This window comes from Streptomyces fagopyri (assembly GCF_009498275.1).
Classification (GTDB): domain Bacteria; phylum Actinomycetota; class Actinomycetes; order Streptomycetales; family Streptomycetaceae; genus Streptomyces; species Streptomyces fagopyri.
Window position 1 is genome coordinate 659,502 of the sequence record NZ_CP045643.1, and the last position, 18,206, is coordinate 677,707.

Annotated in this window: 17 protein-coding genes; 13 read left to right on the forward strand and 4 right to left on the reverse strand. The window is 69.8% G+C overall.

The window, feature by feature from the left end; all coding sequences use genetic code 11:
* Window positions 1-134: 134 nt before the first annotated feature.
* The 4 genes from GFH48_RS02765 to GFH48_RS02780 are packed head-to-tail and all read right to left on the reverse strand — an operon-like array spanning window position 135 to window position 4,556.
* The gene (locus tag GFH48_RS02765) at window positions 135-1,235 is read right to left on the reverse strand and encodes an SIS domain-containing protein (RefSeq protein WP_153286701.1); all 1,101 of its coding nucleotides are present in this window, start codon (window positions 1,233-1,235) and stop codon (window positions 135-137) included.
* A 50-nt stretch (window positions 1,236-1,285) separates the two neighbouring features.
* Window positions 1,286-2,095 carry a BtpA/SgcQ family protein gene (locus GFH48_RS02770; protein ID WP_153286702.1) on the reverse strand — a complete coding sequence of 270 codons (810 nt, stop codon included), beginning with the start codon at window positions 2,093-2,095 and terminating at the stop codon, window positions 1,286-1,288.
* Window positions 2,096-2,112: 17 nt separating this feature from the next.
* Window positions 2,113-3,681, reverse strand: coding sequence for a pyridoxal phosphate-dependent aminotransferase (locus GFH48_RS02775; RefSeq protein ID WP_153286703.1), 1,569 nt, complete (start codon window positions 3,679-3,681; stop codon window positions 2,113-2,115).
* Between the two features lie 23 nt (window positions 3,682-3,704).
* Window positions 3,705-4,556, reverse strand: coding sequence for a TauD/TfdA family dioxygenase (locus GFH48_RS02780; protein ID WP_194280474.1), 852 nt, complete (start codon window positions 4,554-4,556; stop codon window positions 3,705-3,707).
* Window positions 4,557-4,949: 393 nt separating this feature from the next.
* Between GFH48_RS02780 and GFH48_RS02785 the strand changes: the two genes are divergently transcribed.
* From GFH48_RS02785 to GFH48_RS02845, 13 genes are all read left to right on the forward strand, one after another.
* Window positions 4,950-5,630, forward strand: a complete 681-nt coding sequence (locus GFH48_RS02785; protein WP_194280475.1) for a cupin domain-containing protein — start codon at window positions 4,950-4,952, stop codon at window positions 5,628-5,630.
* A 3-nt stretch (window positions 5,631-5,633) separates the two neighbouring features.
* The gene (locus GFH48_RS02790; RefSeq protein WP_153286706.1) at window positions 5,634-7,271 is read left to right on the forward strand and encodes a class I adenylate-forming enzyme family protein; all 1,638 of its coding nucleotides are present in this window, start codon (window positions 5,634-5,636) and stop codon (window positions 7,269-7,271) included.
* A 94-nt stretch (window positions 7,272-7,365) separates the two neighbouring features.
* The gene (locus GFH48_RS02795) at window positions 7,366-8,736 is read left to right on the forward strand and encodes an aldehyde dehydrogenase family protein (protein WP_153286707.1); all 1,371 of its coding nucleotides are present in this window, start codon (window positions 7,366-7,368) and stop codon (window positions 8,734-8,736) included.
* Window positions 8,733-9,284, forward strand: coding sequence for a hypothetical protein (locus GFH48_RS02800; RefSeq protein WP_228120296.1), 552 nt, complete (start codon window positions 8,733-8,735; stop codon window positions 9,282-9,284). The genes GFH48_RS02795 and GFH48_RS02800 overlap by 4 nt, the downstream gene beginning before the upstream one ends.
* Window positions 9,281-10,279, forward strand: a complete 999-nt coding sequence (locus GFH48_RS02805) for an aldose epimerase family protein (protein WP_153286708.1) — start codon at window positions 9,281-9,283, stop codon at window positions 10,277-10,279. Before GFH48_RS02800 ends, GFH48_RS02805 begins: the two co-directional genes overlap by 4 nt.
* An 11-nt stretch (window positions 10,280-10,290) precedes the next feature.
* Window positions 10,291-10,563: a phosphopantetheine-binding protein gene (locus tag GFH48_RS02810; RefSeq protein WP_153286709.1), complete on the forward strand. Its 273-nt coding sequence runs from the start codon at window positions 10,291-10,293 to the stop codon at window positions 10,561-10,563.
* Window positions 10,547-11,548, forward strand: coding sequence for an LLM class flavin-dependent oxidoreductase (locus GFH48_RS02815; protein WP_153286710.1), 1,002 nt, complete (start codon window positions 10,547-10,549; stop codon window positions 11,546-11,548). The genes GFH48_RS02810 and GFH48_RS02815 overlap by 17 nt, the downstream gene beginning before the upstream one ends.
* A gap of 147 nt (window positions 11,549-11,695) precedes the next feature.
* Complete coding sequence (locus tag GFH48_RS02820; protein ID WP_153286711.1) at window positions 11,696-12,025, forward strand: hypothetical protein; 330 nt, start codon at window positions 11,696-11,698, stop codon at window positions 12,023-12,025.
* Between the two features lie 16 nt (window positions 12,026-12,041).
* Window positions 12,042-13,553, forward strand: coding sequence for a pyridoxal phosphate-dependent decarboxylase family protein (locus GFH48_RS02825; protein ID WP_194280476.1), 1,512 nt, complete (start codon window positions 12,042-12,044; stop codon window positions 13,551-13,553).
* A complete protein-coding gene (locus GFH48_RS02830) occupies window positions 13,550-14,467 on the forward strand; it encodes a phytanoyl-CoA dioxygenase family protein (RefSeq protein ID WP_153286713.1) in 918 nt (305 codons plus the stop codon). Before GFH48_RS02825 ends, GFH48_RS02830 begins: the two co-directional genes overlap by 4 nt.
* A gap of 88 nt (window positions 14,468-14,555) precedes the next feature.
* On the forward strand, window positions 14,556-15,659 hold the full coding sequence (gene hppD, locus GFH48_RS02835; protein WP_153286714.1) for a 4-hydroxyphenylpyruvate dioxygenase: 1,104 nt from the start codon (window positions 14,556-14,558) through the stop codon (window positions 15,657-15,659).
* Window positions 15,656-16,804: an alpha-hydroxy acid oxidase gene (locus GFH48_RS02840; RefSeq protein ID WP_153286715.1), complete on the forward strand. Its 1,149-nt coding sequence runs from the start codon at window positions 15,656-15,658 to the stop codon at window positions 16,802-16,804. The genes hppD and GFH48_RS02840 overlap by 4 nt, the downstream gene beginning before the upstream one ends.
* Entirely contained in the window at window positions 16,801-18,141 is a 1,341-nt protein-coding gene (locus tag GFH48_RS02845) for an aminotransferase-like domain-containing protein (RefSeq protein WP_153286716.1), read from the forward strand. Before GFH48_RS02840 ends, GFH48_RS02845 begins: the two co-directional genes overlap by 4 nt.
* Window positions 18,142-18,206 lie beyond the last annotated feature (65 nt).

Genomic DNA, 18,206 nt, shown 5'->3' on the forward strand with positions numbered 1-18,206 from the left:
CGGCCCGCGGTGGCCGGTCCGCGTGCCACGCCCTCGGCGCACCTCTCGCACCGCCACCGCGATGTCGTATCCCGGCCGCCCCGGACTCGGTGCCGGGCGTGCCGCCATGAGGGTCCGTCACGGGCCGGGGCCGGTCAGCGTCGGGCGGACTCGGCGGCGGCCGGTCCGGCGCGGAACGGCGTACGCCCCAGGAGTTGTGCCGTACGACAGGCGAGCAGCGCGGAGAAAGGGTGGTAGAGCAAGGGTGAGAACTCCTCTCGGGAGCACACCGCCACGGGCAGCACGGCACTCGCGTGCCGGACCACCTCCACGTCGTCCCGGTGCGTCACGGCGATGACCCGCCTGCCGAGTTCCCGGGCCTTGGCCGCGATCTCCACCGCTCGCCAGTGGGAGCGGCCCGGTGGCGCGATGACGAACACGGGCATGTCGTGGGGCGTGGCGAACCGCTCCACGTGGTGCCACTCCTCCAGGTCCTGACCGCGGGCGAAGACACCGGCGCCCTCGATGAGTTTGGCGGCACAGAACGAGGCGGTGCCGAACCCCGGCCCACTGCCGGCCATCACCACCACGGGTGCGTCGCCGACCACGGCCGCGACATCCCGGCACCGGTCGCCCAGCAGCTCGACGGTGGCGGCGAGGCCCTCGTGCAACGAGGCCAGCTCCCGGTCCAAGTCCCGCGTCTCATCCGCGGAGTGCCGGCCCCGGGCCTCTCCGAGCCGTACCGCCAGCAGCAACAGACCCAGCAGACTGGCCTGATACGTACGGATCCCGGGGGATCTCTCGGGCCGAGACAGGCCGAGCGGGAGCGTGTGGTCGGCGGCCTGCGTCAACGGGCTGCCGGGCACGCCGGTCAGCGCGAGGGTCAGCGCGCCGTGCTGCCGTGCCCGGGTGACCGACTGGACGACCCGGGGTGTGGAACCCGAGGACGAGATGCCGACGACCAGGGGTCTGCCGGGACCGGCCAGACGCAGCCACGGAGCCTCGTACTCCAGAAATCCGAGCGCGGCCGTCGCTACGCAACTGGTCCCCGCGAGCGAGCGGAACGCCAGTTCCGTCGCCTGGGCGGCGTAGTAGGAGTCGCCGTCACCGACGAGGTGGACCGATCCCACCGACGCCCAGTCCGCCGAGGCGAACAAGGCGTCCCTCCGGCGGCTCACCGGGCCGACGAGTTCCCTCAGATCGTCGGCGAGGCTGCCGACCTGGCGCAGCATCACCTCGGGTTCAAGCGCCTCCACGGGTGTGTCCCCCTCTGCTGTCCTGCGACGTGGGCACGGTCATGGTGTGGTCACCGCTCCAAGCCTCGGACGATCTCCACGTACGCCTTCACCCGGTCGATGTCGATGAGGCCTCCCCAGCCGTCCCGTTCCAGACAGGTGCCCACGAAGGCTCCGTCCGCGACGGCCAGCAGTCGCGCCGCGTTCTCGTGGGTGGTGTTGCCGGCGAGCAGTACGGGCACGGCCGGCGCGGACGCGCGGGCCGAGGCGACCATGTCGAACATCCGCTGCTCCTCGGCGTGGGAGACGCAGACCGCGGTGGCGCCCGCCTGCTGCGCGTCCTTGACCACGCGGCCGGTGGGCCTGCCGCCGCCCAGCCAGCTGAAGTGCATCGAGTCCGCGTCCGCGACGATCGCCACGTCCTGCGCGTTGATCTTCCGGCGGTACTCCATGACGTCCAGCGGGTCGGCCTGCACCAGGCCCTGCGCGGTGAGTGTGGCCCCCACCAGCGACCCGGCACGGACGAAGTCGGCTCCGGTCACCTTGGCCACCGCCAGGGACGCCCGTACGGCATTGCGCATCAGTTGGACGCCGACCCGGAAGCCGTTCCCGTGGGTGGACTCGACGACCGCCCGCACGATGAGAGCCATGGCGGCGGTGCGGGCCGGGTCGGACTCGTCCTTGACGCTGTAGACCCGGTCCACCGTCTGGATCAGGCAGCCGTCCGCGCCTCCGTCCCGCAGGGCGGTCGCGGAGCGGACGGCGTCATCGAGGATCTCCCGGAGGCTGCCCTCGGAATGGAACGGGGTCCCGGGCAGAGGCTTGAGATGGACCATCCCCAGAATGGTCTTGTGGCCGTCGACGTGGAAAAGCTCGGTCATGTCTGCTTCCCTCCCGGTCATCCCACGGGCACCGCGAGATAGGAGCCGATGCGGGTGATCGCGTCGGACAGCTGGTCCCAGGGGCGCGCGGTGGTGACCCGGACCGCTCCCCCGGACAGGCCGAAGGTCAGGATGGTGGGGAACACGGAGACACCCGTCTCGCGCAGGATGTCGCGGAAGCACAGGTAGGAGTCCGTCCAACCGGCGAACTCCACCGTGGTGTTGATGGAGCAGCGCGGCACGATCACCGCTCCCGAGGCATCGCTGAGGCGAGTGGTGGTCGCCTCACGCAGGGTGGTCAGGGACTCCTGTCTGAGGAGCCGCTCGCTCCGGTATGTCTGATAGGCGCTCTGCAATCGGTCCAGGTCTATCTCGTACGCCTTCTCGAACTCGGCGGCCTGGCCGGCTCCCGGGGTACCCACCCCTTCGAGCAGCCAGCGTTCCATCCGGGCCACGACCTCCACCAGGGTGTAGAAGAAGGACGGCGGGCCGCCGAAGGCCGTCGAGGCGTACTCGTAGTACTCGGAGACGAAGTCCTGGTCCGCGAGGAACCAGCCGATCTTCAGGCCGGGCGCCGACCATGCCTTGGACAGGCTCGACACGCGGATGACGTTCGGGGCGGCGCGTGCGGCCGATCGTGACTCGGACGGGCCGAGCCACTCATGACACTCGTCCAGCACGATCATCGTCGTGGGTGCGGCGGCGCGGATCAGTTCGGTCAGTTCCCGCTCGGACACGACGGCACCGGTGGGATTGGCCGCGGTCTGGAGCATGACCATGGGGGTGTTCGGGGTGAGTGCCGCGATGAGCGGACCCAGTGACATCTGGCCGTCCTCGCAGGGGAGCGGTACGAGCCGTACCTCTCGCCGCCGTGCGATGGACTCCACCAGCGGTGGATAGTTCGGGGTGCCGCAGAGCACGGGCTCCCCGAGATCCGGGGCGTTGTGCAGGATGAAGTCGGCCAGAGAGCTGATGGCGAAGGTTCCGCCCATGGTCATCGCCACGTTGTCGGCGGTGTACCCGGCCCCGGTGATGCGGGCGGTCTCGTACGCCGCGATGGCCTCGCGGGCCGGGACCCGCCCTCGTGAGTCCGAGTACCCGTACCAGTCCCGGTCCAGGGCGAATTGGACGGCGTGTTTCAACGCGGACGGCAGGCCCCATCGCTCTTCGTCGACCGATCCGCTGGACAGGATGAGATGGCTGTCCGAGTGGAGGTCCCCGTACAGGTCGTCACGGAAGTACCAGTTGAACATCTCCTTGACGAATCGCACCGTGGCGCGGGACGAGAGGACCTCGGCCGGGTCGGCCACACGGTGCTGCCGCGCGGTCCGCCACTTCTGTGCGAGCCAGGGCCGGTGCGAGTGCTGCCCCAGCTCGTGCTCGATCCGCCCCAGCCACAGATCCCGCAGCTCGAAGGGATCACGGGGGTCGCGGGCCCGCGAGAACACTTCGAGGGCCCGTTCGTCGACACCGGGATCGAAGGTGCGGCGAACGCCGTCGGCCGAGTGCGAGAGGGCGGCGGCGTGGCGGGCCTCCTCGGGGACGACGCTGAGCCGGGGTCTGGGGACAGCGGCGAAAAGCTGCATGCCTTCTCCTTGGGACACGGGCGCTACTTGATCCGGAGGCGCTTGAGGTGGCGGCGCCGGGCGGGGACGGAGAATGTGCCGGCTCTCCTGCCGTGGAAGTAGAAGGTGTTGTCGATGACCAGGAGCAGACCGCGCTCCCATCGCACACCGGAGTGGCCGCCCGGCGCGTACATGGCCGTCAGCAGGGCACGCAGCGCGCTGTCGACCGTGTCGGGCGCGGTGCCGGTCCCGCTGTCGGTGCCGCCGTACGTCCACTCCAGTGACTCCTCGAGGAAGTCCCGGAAGGAGAAGACCTGCCGTCCGTCGATGTTCCTGAGGATCGGGGGCCCCTGGGGATTGCGCCGGTACCTCGTCCGGGACAGCGTTTCCAGGTCAGGGGGTGTGAGCCGGCTCCCGATCGCGTCCATCGGGGCCAGCACGGTCTGGGCCGCGACCCTGTCGTCCCCCGGATCGCAGCACATCAGCACGATGTAGCGGGGCTGCTCCGCCACCGGCCGGCCACTGCCCTCGGTGTGCAGGGACAGGGGGTTGGCGGCGAACGGCTGCAGGGACACGTTCTCGGTCCGGGACCGTTCGCCGACGAGGTTGAGCACGACGTCCAGCGAGACGTTGGGGAGCACGGCGGGGTCGGTTTCCGGCAGTGGGGTGCCCAGCGCCTCTCCGAAGGCGCGGAAGCCCTCGTCCGAGAGGGGCCGATCGAGCAGCAGCCCGGCCAGCCCGGCCTCGCCCAGCCGCCCGAGGAAGTCGTCGAGCGCCCGGCCGGAGAAGTCCTCCGCGCGCACCTCCGGGACGGGCACCAAGGGCGGTGCGAGCTCGGAGCCACCTTCCAGAAGATTCGCCCTGGAAGCGATATGCGCGTCTGTGGGCCGGCTCACAAAAATTCCTTGCATCATCTGCTGCGCTCCGAATTCCTCGACCGGTGAACGGCGCTCCGGCACAGGGCGGTGGATCGGGCAACCTGGCCCGTGAGGCTCGTAAAACGCCGTCGCCGTATTCAAGGTATGCGGCGCGGTCGCCCAGACAATCCCCCTGTCTCATTCTCCGGTAACCGTCGGGTAATGAGTGGTCAGATGCTATGGGCGGCCAACGACCTGACAGTGGAAGGAGGAATTCTCCGGCCCTTGCACCGGTACCACGCAATCGCCCTATCGTGGCAGCAGCGAGAAGGGCAAATCTTGCCTTCCCGAGGAGCAGGGCTGTGGACGGCCCCGCTTTCCATTTGCCGAGGAACCTGTATCAGAAGTTCCGGCGTGCTGGAAAGGGCTGACGTGAGCGATACAGTAGAGAAAACCCTAGCGACAACGCTGCTACAGCGACTGGAGGAGGCCCTCCAGGACCCGGATCCGGTATGCCGGCAGCGCAAGGCCGACCGGATCAGCGCGGTCCTCGACAGCCAGCGGACCCAGAGCCCGGACACCGGCACCACGCCGCTGCTGATCTGCGACTGGGCCGACGACCTGGGATCCGAGGGAGCGACCCAGCGCCTCGGCATCGAGTCGGTGCCGGGCCCGACGAAGGTGGCCAAGACCAGTGCCGCCACCGGGCGTTCGCTGCTGTCCAACGGACACCTGGGAGCGGACATCCTCCATGTACCCGCCGGTGAGGGGTTCGCCCCGCACACCCACCCCGGGGACCACCTGCTGTTCGTCCTGGCGGGCGAGGGCACCATCTCGGTGAACGGTCAGATCGTGCCGACCGGTCCGGGGCGGGCGTACATGGTCGACGGTTCGGTCGTCCACGCGGTGGGGGCGATCACCGACCACACGATCCTCTCGATCGGTACACCTCACCGGGCTCTGGACAGCGAGGACCGGCAGTCGCTGACCGCCTACGCCGCCCTGCTCAACCCGTTCGGTTCCATCCACTGCCTGATCTGTGACCTCTCGGCCGACGGCGGCGAGGAGTTGGAGTCTCTGGGCTGCACACACTCCCCGCACCGGTTCGGCTGACCGATGACTGCGGTGATTGCGCCCGAAGGCGTTCGGCAGGAGGACTTCGAGCGCGTCCACACCTACGGCGGCGTCGCCTTCGGCCCCTCCCTGAGCACCGGGGCCACCATGCCCGGCCGGCTCGCCGCGCGTGCCCGTGCCCGGGGCGACGATCCCTTTCTCACCACCTTCTCCGAGAAGGGGGAGGAACACACGCTCTCCTACCGCGAGTTCGACCTGCTCAGCCGTCAGGTGGGCGCGTGGATCGCGCGGACGGTGGGTGTCGGCGCCGGCGACGTCGCCGCGCTGCTGCCCGCCAACGACGCCCTCTCGATCGCGGCCCTCTTCGCCCTTCAGCGCTCCGGCTGCGCGGTGCTGTTGCTCAACCCCGGTGACCCGCCGGACCGCCTGCGGCAGCAGACCGGCCGGCTCACGGCCAAGGCGGTCCTCAGGTCCCCTTCCGTCGCGGACACGGTCCTCACGGAGGCTGTCGAACTGCCGACGGCTCCCCACTCGCGCACGGACGCGGCAGCGGCGCACCCGACCTCCGCTCCCCTCGACCCGTGGTCGGACGCGCTGTTCTTCGGGACCTCGGGTTCGACGGCCGCCGCCAAGCTCGTCGCCCAGTCGCACTACAACGCGGCTGCGAACGCGGACGCCCTGGTCCGCCACCACGCCCTGCGGCCCGGTGACCGCCTGCTGGGCTGCCTGCCGGTCCACCATGTCAACGGACTGCACTTCACCGTCTTCGGAACGCTGACGGCCGGGGCGCATCTGGTCCTGGCCCGCGAGTTCGATCCGTTCGGCTATCCGGAGCTCGTCGAACGGTTCCGGCCCCGTATGGCGAGCGTGGTCCCGAGCATCCTCGAAACGATGCTCGCCGTCCGGCAGCCGACCCTGCCGTCCACCTTCGACTACTTCGTCACGGCTGCCGCGCCGTTGACCGCGGCGACCGCGCGGGCGATGGCGCGCCAGGTGGGAGCCCGCGTCCTGCAGGGCTACGGCCTCACCGAGACGACCAACTTCTCCACGACCATGCCGGCGGACCTTCCTGAGGACACCTACCGCCGCATGATGCTGGACACCGACATCCCGTCGATCGGCACCCCCTTCCCCGGCAACGACGTGGCCGTGCTGACCGACCGCGGTGATCGTGCCGCGCCCGGGGAGACGGGTGAGATCTGCATGCGCGGGACCAATGTCATGACGCGGTACGCCGGCAACCCGGAGGCGACGGCGCGGGCGTTCGCCGGCGGCTGGTTCCACTCCGGCGACACCGGCTTTCACCACGTGGACGCGGAGACCGGCCGGACCTTCCTCGTCATCACCGGCAGACGGAAGAACATCGCGAAGGTACGCGGAGAATCGGTGTCCCTCGACGAGATGGACCGCGTCCTGCGGTCGGTCCCCCTGGTGGTGGACGCCGCCGCGGTCGCCGTGCCCCACCGGTTCCTCGGCGAGGAGATCGTGGCCGCGGTGGTACTGGCGCCCGGCACGTCGGACGTCGACCTCCGCCCGGCCCTGTCCGCCGTCTTCTCGCCCGCGGTGCACCCCAGCCGGGTGGCGAGACTCGAAGCGATCCCACGGACACGGACCGGCAAGGTCCTGCGACCCGAACTCACCCGGCAGCTGATGGGCTCCGGACCCGACACACAGCCCTGACGGCCATCGAGCAGCTCCCGCCGTCATGAGAAGCAGACGCGACAGCGGGGCCGGTGTACGACGACACACACCGCGCTCCAGGACAGGAGTCCCCATGTCCTTGCGACAGGACACGACCAGGCTGACCGACCCGCGTACCGGGATCCAGCGGCAGGAGATACCGGTCAGCGACGCACACACGGTGGCCGGCGCGGCGGCCCGCGCCCGGCAGGCACAACCGGCCTGGGCGGCACTGACCCCGGCACGGCGGTCCCGGCTGCTGCTCCGGCTCGCGGACTCGATCGAGGACCACGCCGACGAGTACGTCGCCGCCGAGCGGGCCGGTACCGGCAAACCCGAGGCGGAGGCCCGGGGCGAGGTCGAGCAGAGCGCCGATGTACTGCGCTTCTTCGCGGGGGCCCTGCGGACCGGGACCAGCCCGGCCGCCGGCCATCTGCTGCCCGGACGCGAGAGCTGGGTCCGGTGGGAACCGCTGGGCGTGGTCGCCGCGATCGTGCCCTGGAACTATCCGTTCCTGATGACCATGTGGCGGGCCGCGCCGGCTCTCGCGGCCGGGAACACCGTGGTCGTCAAGCCTGCCGAGACCACACCCGACTCGGCCTTGACGCTCGGCCGGTACTGCGAGGAGATCCTCGGGCCGGGGGTTCTGACCGTGGTGCCGGGAGACCGGGAGACCGGGCGTCTGCTGGTCGGCACCCCCGTGGACGCGGTGGCCTTCACCGGAAGCACCGCGGGAGGCCTGGACGTGGTGCGGAGGGCGGGCCTGCGCCGGGTGAGCCTGGAACTGGGCGGCAACGGCCCCGCGGTGGTGCTCCCCGACGCGGACGAGGACACGTACCGGGCACTCGTCCAGGCCTGCACCTACAACGCCGGCCAGAGCTGCGCCTCCCCCGCCCGGGTCATCACCCTGCGCGAGAACTACGAGGAGGTCGTCGAGGGCCTGGCGAAGGCGATGGCGGCCCGATCCGCCGGAACGGACTTCGGTCCGCTCAACAACCCGGACCAGGCGGCCCGGTACGACCGGGTCCTGGAGAGCAGCGCGGCCGGTGTCCGGCACGTCGGCGACATCGCCACGCGGCCCGGCGAGGCCGGCGGGTACTGGCGTCCGGGCCAGATCCTGGCAGACCTGCCGCCCCAGGACCCCGCCGTCCAGGAGGAGATCTTCGGACCGGTGCTGACCGTCCAGGCGGTGGCCGGGCACGACGAAGCGGTCGCGATGGCCAACGGCGTCCCGCAGGCCCTCGGCGCCAGTGTGTGGAGCGCGTCGGTGGACACGGCCCTGGCCCTGGCGGGTTCACTCGACGCCGGGGAGGTCTGGGTGAACTGCCACCTGGAGCAGACCCCGGAGCTTCCGCACGGCGGGCGCCGAGGCTCGGGGCACGGCACCGATCTGAGCGTGCTCGCGCTGTCCGACTACCAGCGGCCCAAGACCGTCACGGTCCGCCGCCCGGGGCCGGAGCGATGACCGGGAGCACGGCCGTGGACTGGACCTGGGAAACGGCCGAGGACCCGGACGAGGTGCACGCCCTGCTCCGCGCCTGCGACGCGTACCAGGCGCGGCGGTACGGGTCGCCGGCCCCCGTACGGAACACCGGCACGACCGAACGCCGGGTCCGCTCGGGCGAGGTCCACCTGCTGCGTCACGACGGTGAGGTCGCCGGGATGTTCACCCTGTCCTGGGACCCGCCGTTCACCCTGGCCGCGGACGCCTTTCCACCGGCGGTCAGGCCGGCCTACCTCGGTCGTCTCGCCGTCGCGCCGCGGTTGCTGGCCGACAGCGCGCCGACCGGGGCGACCTGTGTGCGCCGCGCCGCGGAACTGGCCTCGGCCCGAGGCGCCGACGCCCTACGGTCCGAGGCAAATCCGGATCTGGCCGGCACCGTGAAGCTGCTGGAACTGCTCGGCTTCCGCCGGCACGGCGACGTCCTGACGGACGCTGCGGGACGTCGCACCGTGCGCCTCCAGAAGAGCTTCGGACCTGGCCCGGCCGCCAGGTCGGAGGAGAGCCGATGAACATTCGGAAGGAGACGGTGGGCAGCACTCGGGGGCACGCCGGCCAGTCCCCGACCCCCGTCGACTCCTACACCCTGGACACGGGCGAGGGCCTCACCGTGGTGGTCTGGACCTACGGAGCGTCCACGATCGAGGTCCTGACACCGGATCGCTCCGGCCGGGTCGACAACACCGTGGTCCGGCTCCCGGATCTGAGCAGCTACCAGGACAGGCGACGCAACCCCTACGTCGGGGCGACGCTCGGACGCTACTGCCGGGTCGTCGGAGACGGGACGATCCGGCTGGACGGCGTCGAGCACGAGCTCGACCGGAACGAGGGCAAGCACCATGTGCACGGCGGCGGCATCGGGTTCGACCGCTATGTGTGGGAGGCCGACGCCGAGCGCCGGGACGACGAACTGCTCCTCCACCTCAGCCTGGTCACCCCCGACGGTGACCAGGGCTATCCGGGGACGCTGTCCGCCGAGGTGATCTACCGCGTGGACCGCCACCGGCGGCTCACCTTCGAGTACCAGGCCACCTCGACGGCCCCCACGGTGGTAGGGCTGACCAACCACGCCTTCTGGAATCTGGCCGGTTCGGGCACCGTGGACCAGCAGCGGCTCGCCGTCAACGCCGATCGGGCCATGGTGTTCGACGGTGATCTGGTGCCGCTCCCCGGACCGCCCGCCCCCATCGCCGGTACCGCGCTCGACTACCGCGAACCGCGCCCGATCGGGGATGCCCTGATCGACAACTGCTTCGTGCTCGACGACCCGGCCTGGGCCGCGGAACTGTACGACCCGGCCGGCGGGCGCGCCATGAGGGTGACCACCGACCAGCCGGGTCTGGGCGTGTACTCGGCGGACAAATTCACCGACCGTCCGCGCGCCGGCCTCTGTCTGGAAGCCGGCGCCCTCCCCGACCCGCCCGGCCGCAACGCCTCGCCCTTCTCACGGCTCGATCCGGGCGAGGTCTACCGGCACCGGACGACGCACGAGTTCCTGATCCGCTGAGGAGGCCAGACATGGACCCGACTCTCGCCACCGTGACCCAGATCGTCCGGCGTGTACTGCCCGAGGAACGGGCCGCTGAGCTGTCAAGTCCCGACAGCGAGCTCCACACGCTCCGGCTCGGGTCGCTGGAACTGGTGAGCCTGCTGGTCGCACTCGAGGACACGTTCTCCGTACGGTTCCCCGCGGACGCGATGCACCGCGACACCTTCGAAAGCGTGCGCACCATCACCGAAGCCCTCCGGGCGACGCTCCGGACGGAGGGTCCCGATGCCGGTACACGGTGAAGCCGTCCGGTTCGGTGTCCATTCCGGCCAGCAGAACCACACGTTCGGGGAATCCCTGGAGCTGTGGCAGCGCGCCGAGGCACTCGGGTATCAATGGGCGTCCGTCTTCGACCACTTCAGGCCTCCGCTGGGCGGCCCCGGCGGTCCCTGCCTCGACGGGATGACGCTGCTGGCCGCGCTGGCGGCTCGGACCAGCCGCATCCGGTGCGCCCTGCTGGTCTCCGCCCCCACCTGGCGTCACCCGGCGGTCGCGGCCGTCATGGCCGCGACCATCGACCACATCTCCGGCGGGCGCCTGGAGTTCGGCCTGGGCGCGGCGGGCCCCGATCTCGGCTACACGCAGTACGGCATTCCGTTCCCTCCGGCCGGAGCGCGTATGGATCTGCTGGACGAGGCGTGCCGGGTGACGCGGGCGCTGTGGACGGAGGAGGTCTCCGACTTCTCCGGGCGGTATGTCCAGCTGAGTTCGGCCCATTTGGCGCCCAAGCCCGTGCAGCCGAGGATTCCGCTGGTGATAGGCGGCGACGGCGAACGGCGGCTGCTGCGGATCGTGGCCGAGCACGCCGATATCTGGAACACACTGGCCGGCACCCCCGAGTCCTATCGGCGCAAGTGCGAGGCGCTCGCGCGGCATTGCGCCGCGGTCGGTCGAGCCCCGGAGGAGATCCGCAGGTCCGTCACCTTCCGGGCGGTACTGGCCGAGGACGAGCGGGAGGCGAGGGCCCGCAAGGCCGAACTGCTGCGACGTCTCCCCGCGGACTCGCCGCTGCTGGACGAGTACGTGACGTTCGGGACGCCCGAACAGTGTGTCGCCGACCTGCTTCGATTCCGCGAACTGGGCGTCACGGACTTCGTGCTCGGGGTCCGGCCGCCGATCGACTGGCAGACCGTCGAACTGGTGGCCCGGCACGTGATGCCCGCCGTGGCCTCCTCCCCGCCACCGGAAAGGTACGCCTCCGGGACCGGAGCGGTTACCGCCCAATGAGCCTGAGATGGATTCTGGCCATTCGCCGGGTGAGGCGCGCAGCGTAATCTCGGACACGGATCATCTCGGAGTCGGAATCTCGGAAGAATCCCAGTTCTCCGCAGTGCGTGAACAGGCTGATGAACTAGACCAGGAGGCACTGAATCAATGGTCACCGTAGTTGAGACCTGGCGGCTCAGAGACGAATTCGCCGGTCAGGCCCTGGAACTCATGCAGGACATGGACGAACTGGTCGGGCCGCCGGCTCACGTGGATCCGGGATGGTGCGAGCACGGTCGCTTCTTCCAGCGTCAGAGCAGTCCGGGCGAGATCTGGATGATGTACGCGTGGCGGAGCAGGTCCGAGCACGAGGAGTTCATCAGGAACGAGGAGCTTCTCCTCGCCGATTTCTACGCCAAGTACTGCGTCGGGCCTCGCGAGATAACGTACTTCACCGAGCTTCCGGTGGACGTGGATGCCGCCGACGGCGGCTCCTGAGAACTGGGGGGAGAAGATGGCTGAGGAAGCAGGGGATTGGGATCCGGCCGCCTTCGAGGAGTACGGCCGTGAGGTGATCTCCCTGATCCGGGAGCACTTCGAGACCATCCGGGACATTCCCGTGGCCGTCCCGCGGGATCCGCGGGAACTGCGGACTTCGCTGCACGCGGAACTGCCCGAGGCGGGTGAGGACTTCTCGCGCATCCTTGCCGATACGCGCGAGAAGGTGATTCCCGGTCTCGTGCAATGGAACCACCCGTCGTTCCACGGCTATTTTCCCACCTCCGCGAGCCTGCCAGGTGTCCTGGCGGAGACCCTGACGGCGGCACTGAACGTCAACTCCATGCTGTGGCAGACCAGTCCCGCCGCGTCCGCTCTCGAAGAGGTGGTGCTGCGCTGGATCGCCCGCATGGCCGGCTACCCGGAGGACGCGGACGGCCTCCTGGTCAGCGGTGCTTCGCTGGCGAATCTCTACGCCCTGACGGCCGCGCGGGACCACGCTCTCGACTTCGACGTCAGGGAACGGGGAACGGCGGGACCCGGTGTGCCGACGCTGCGCATCTACACGTCGGACCAGGCCCACAGCTCGGTCGAGAAGGCCGCGATCACACTGGGGACAGGGCTCGCCAACGTCGTCCGGGTGCCGTCCGACGAGCGGTACCGCATGCGACCGGATCTGCTGGACGAGGCGATCCGGCGCGACCTGGCCGCCGGGCTGCGGCCGTTGGCGGTGGTGGCGACGGTGGGGACCACCTCGGTGGGCGCGGCGGATCCCCTCGGTCCCATCGCGGAGGTCTGTGCCAGGCACGACGTCTGGCTGCACGTGGACGCCGCGTACGGTGGCCTCTACCGCATCGCGCCGTCACTGGCCGGCACCCTCGAAGCTCCCGCGGTCGGCGACTCGCTGGTGGTCAACCCGCAGAAGACCCTGTTCGTGCCACTGGACGCCACCGCGCTCTACTGCCGTCGCCGGGGTGCGCTGGCGAACACCTTCCGGCTCGTGCCCGAGTATCTGAGAACCGCTCACGAGGGCGACACGCGCGACTTCATGGACCTGTCGCCCCAGCTCGGCCGCGGATTCCGGGCCCTGAAGCTGTGGTGGGTGATCAGGTCCTTCGGACGTGCGGGTCTGGCCTCCCGGCTCGACCGGTCCGTCGGGATCGCGGACTGGCTGCGGGCGTCCGTCTCACGGCATCCCGACTGGAGGTGCCCTGTCTCGTCGTCCTATCCCTTGGTGTGTCTGCGCTACGAACCCGAGGTGATCCGTGACGACGACCGGCTCTCCGAAGTCCGGAGACGAGAAGTCACCGATGCGCTCAATGCCCGGATCCTCAGGGCGGTCAACGCGTCGGGAACCACTTTCCTGTCACACGCCGTGATCCGCGACGGCTATGTGATGCGGCTGTCCATCGGCAATATCCGCACGGTCCGTGGCGATGTGGAGCGAGCCTGGGGCGAGATCAACCGGATTGCCGAGAAGGAGTTGGCGGAGTTGATGTCGCTAGAAGCATGGACGGAATCAGCATGACGGCGAACACATGGGAATTCACGCTGACCGAGGAGGAGATCGAACTCCTCCCCTCGGACAGTGACGTCGAGTTCTACGCGGAACACGGGTGGTACCTGTCGAAGAAACTCTTCACCGACGGGGAGGTGGAGCGGTTGGAGGCGGCGAGCGAGGCCTTCTACGCCGGCCGTGTGGACCGCCCGCTGCCGGGCCGGCCTCCGCGCCTGGCCTACTGGAAGCCGGAGAAGGGCCCGGTTCAGCGGCACAACGACTACATCCACTACGAGAGCGCCGACATCGGTGCCACTCTGCGGAAGCCGTTGCTGGGAGCGGTGGCGGCACGCCTCTGCGGCGCGACGGAGATCCGGATATTCCAGTCCACGCTCATCTTCAAGCCGCCGCGCCCGGACGAGCCGAGCAATATCGTCCCCTGGCACTTCGACGGAGACTACTGGGCCACGTCGGCATCGGAACGGATGCTCACCGCTTTCATTCCGTTTCACGACTGCGACGAGCGCATGGGGACGATCACGATGATCGACGGCAGCAACCGGTGGCAGGAGGCGAGCGAGGACAACGTCACCTCGATGCACTTCGCCGACCGCGACCGGAACGACCTCGAATCCATTCTGGCGCGGAACGCCAGGTTCAATGGAACCGAGGTGCGGAAGGTGCCCATGATCATCCCCAAGGGGCACGCCAGCTTCCATCACAGCCACACGTACCACGGGAGCGGCGAGAACCGTTCCGCCGCGCCGAGGCGTGCCGTGTCCCTGCACCTTCAGGACGGCGAGAACGCCTACCAGGAATACCGCCTGCCCGACGGCGGGACAGCCTCGTACAACCATGACTTCCTGGTCCGCCGAACACCGGAGGGAACACCCGATTACGCCGATCCGGAGTTCTGCCCGGTGATGTGGAGGGGGAAGGCGTGAAGGTCCACCGCGAGGCAGAGCACACGACCCGGCCGTCTCTCCGGTTCGCACCCCGGATCATCGGCCACTGAATTTTAGGAGTTCCCCCATGGTCCGCGCTTCCCGACCCGCTGTGGTCCCCGACCTGACGGTCAATCACGTCGAGTTCTATGTGGCCGACGCCCTGCAGCAGGCCGCCCGGTTCGCCGCGGAGTACGGCTTCGACCCCTTCGCCACATCGGGGGCGCTGGGTGGACACAGCGATCACTTCTCCGTCGCCCTGCGCCAGGGGGACATCGTCCTGGTGGTCACCGAGCCTCGCTCCGCAGGGCATCCCGCCCACGCCTACGTCTCGGCACACGGTGACGGCGTCGCCGACATCGCCCTGCGCACCACCGACGCGCGCGCCGCGTTCGGCCGGGCGGTCGACGGCGGTGCCAGGCCCCTGACTCCGCCCGGACAGCCGGAGGGCTCCCCCGGCGCTCTCACAGCCGCGATCCACGGGTTCGGCGATGTGCGGCACACCTTCGTCCAGGCTCCGGACCGGGCCGGCGACAAGATCTTCCTCCCCGGCTTCCCGGACACCCCGGACCTCTCCCCGCACACCGGCACGGCACTGCTCGACATCGACCACTTCGCGGTCTGCCTGCATCCCGGGACCATAGACGCGGCGGTGAAGTTCTACGAGTCGGCGCTCGGCTTCCGCCTGGTCTTCGAGGAGCAGATCGGCGTGGGCACCCAGGCCATGCGTTCCCGGGTGGTGCAGAGCGAGTCGCGCGCCGTCACCCTGACCCTGATCGAGCCCGACCCCACGGGGGATCCCGGCCAGATCGACGCCTTCCTCGACAGCCATCTCGGCGAAGGCGTCCAGCACATCGCGTTCCGCACCGAGGACGTGGTGCACACCGTCGCGACGCTGGGCGAGCGAGGGGTGCGGTTCCTGCAGACCCCGGACTCCTACTACGAGTTGCTCGGCCGCCGGCTCACTCCCACCGGACACACCACCGAGGATCTGCGGGAGCTCAACGTGCTCGCGGACGAGGACCACGGCGGGCAGCTGTTCCAGATCTTCACGCAGTCCACGCACCCACGCCGTACGTTCTTCCTGGAGATCATCGAGCGGCTCGGCGCGCGCACCTTCGGCAGCAGCAACATCAAGGCACTGTACGAGGCCGTCGAAGCCGAGCGGATCAAGACCGGGATTCTGTCGTGATCTCCTCGGCCTCGGGCTCCCGAGCGCTGTTCGACATCGGTGATGCCGAGCGGGCGGCGTTCCGGGCGCTCCCGAGGCACGTGTGGGACTTCATCGACGGCGGCAGCGGCAGCGAGTCGACACTCAGGGCCAACCGCACGGCTCTCGACCAGGTGTGCCTGACACCACGGGCACTGACCGGTGTCACGCACGGCGACTGCGCCGGCGAACTGCTCGGCAGCCCGGTGTCCATGCCGGTCGCCGTCGCCCCCATGGCGTACCAGCGGCTCGTCCACCCGGACGGCGAACTCGCGCTGGCCCGCGCGGCCCGGTCCGCCGGAGTGGTGTTCATCGCGAGCATGCTCAGCAGTCGGACCATCGAGGCGATCGCCGGCGTGGGCGCCGAGACCTGGTTCCAGCTCTACTGGCTGCGCGACCGGGACCGGACCGAGGAACTCATCAAGCGCGCCGAGGCCTCGGGCTGTCGCGCGCTCGTCCTGACGGTGGACGTTCCCCGGATGGGCCGGCGGCTGCGCGACATGCGCAACGCCTTCACGCTGCCGAACACGGTGACCGCCGCGAACCTGCCCGAATCGCCGGCCGCCGGGCCTGGGTCCACCGCCCACCGCGAGCAGCCGGGCGGTTCGGCCGTGATGGTGCATACGGCCGAGGCTCTGGATCCGGCCCTGAGCTGGGCCGACCTGGAGTGGATTCGCGACCGGACCGGTCTCCCGTTGGTGCTCAAGGGGATCATGGATCCCGCCGACGCGTCCCGCGCGGTCGACGCCGGGGTGGACGCGATGGTGGTCTCCAACCATGGCGGCCGGCAACTGGACGGTGCGCTGCCGAGCGTCACCGCTCTGTCCTCGGTGGTGCGAGAGGTGTCCGGTCGTTGCCCCGTCCTGGTGGACAGCGGTATCCGCAGTGGCACGGACGTGCTCAAGGCGCTGGCGCTGGGTGCCTCGGGAGTGCTGGTCGGCCGGCCCGCGTTGTGGGGTCTCGCGGCGGGCGGCCGGGACGGCGCCTCGGAGGTGCTTCACCTGTTGCACACCGAGCTGGAGCAGGCGATGACCCTCGCCGGATGCGCGGATCTGTCATCGGCCGGCCGGCTCACCACGACGGTACCGGCCGGTGTCCTCGCGGCTCGCACGGGAACAACACCATGACCACCGCGGTGCGGGAGGGCCCGGGCCCCGGTGCCGCCGAGCCGGCGGCCTTGCGGATCGACACGCTGCACGGTTCCCTCGACGACCCCTCGCTGGACTCCATGAACCTGCTCAACGAGGTGGCGCAGCGGTTCCCGGACGCGGTCTCCTTCGCGGCCGGCCGGCCCTACGAGGGTTTCTTCGAGGTCGAGGAGGTCCATCGTCATCTGCGCGCCTTCTGCGACCACTTGAGCCTGGACCGTGGTTGGCCCGAGGAGGAGGTCCGCCGGCTGCTCTTCCAGTACGGCCGTACCAAGGGCGTGATCAACGACCTGGTGGCCAGGAATCTCACGGTCGACGAGGGCATCGAGGCCGACCCGGAGGCCATCGTGGTCACCGTCGGCTGCCAGGAAGCGATGTTCCTGGTGCTGCGCGCGCTGCGGACGGACGACCGCGACGCGGTGCTCGCCGTGTCGCCCACCTATGTCGGTCTCAACGGCGCCGCCCAGCTGGCCGATCTGCCGGTGCTGCCGGTGCGCGCCGGGGAGTACGGCGTGGACCTCGACGACCTCGCCCGTACGGTACGGCGGGCGAGAGCCGAGGGACTGCGGCCGCGGGCCCTGTACGTGATCCCCGACTTCTCCAATCCGCTGGGGATCAGCCTGGACCTGGACACCCGGCGCCGGTTGCTCGACCTGGCCTCGCGGCTCGATCTGCTCCTGCTGGAGGACAATCCGTACGGCCTGTTTCCCGCGGGCACCGCGCGGTTGCCCACCCTGAAGGCTCTCGACACGGGCCGGCGTGTCGTCTATCTCGGGTCGTTCGCCAAGACGGCACTGCCTGGTGCCCGGGTCGGGTACGTCGTCGCCGACCAGGTGGTCACCGACGGGACCGGCCGGCGGCTGGGCCTGCTGGCCGACCAACTGGCCAAGGTCAAAAGCATGCTGACGGTGAACACCTCACCGCTGGCCCAGGCGGTCGTCGCGGGCAAACTGCTGGAGAACGACCACAGTCTGGTCCGCGCCAACGCGCGGCAGGCGGATCTGTACCGTGGCAACCTGCGGATGATGTCGGACGGTCTCGCCCGACGATTCCCCGCCGGCTCCGGAGTCACCTGGAACACACCCGGCGGCGGGTTCTTCCTCGTCCTGACGGTGCCGTTCCGCACCGACGACACGCTGCTGGAGCATTCGGCGCGGCAGCACCGGGTGATCTGGACTCCCATGCACCATTTCTATGCCGGACGCCGGCACACCCACCAGATACGTCTGTCGTACAGCCTCCTTCAGCCCGAGCAGATCAGCGCGGGCCTGGACGGGCTCGCGGCTCTCGTCGATGAACAGCGGTCCGGGCTCTGAGGGCTCGGAATCCACGCACGCTTACCTGACAATGTGCGGCGAATGGAACGAGACCGCTGTGACAC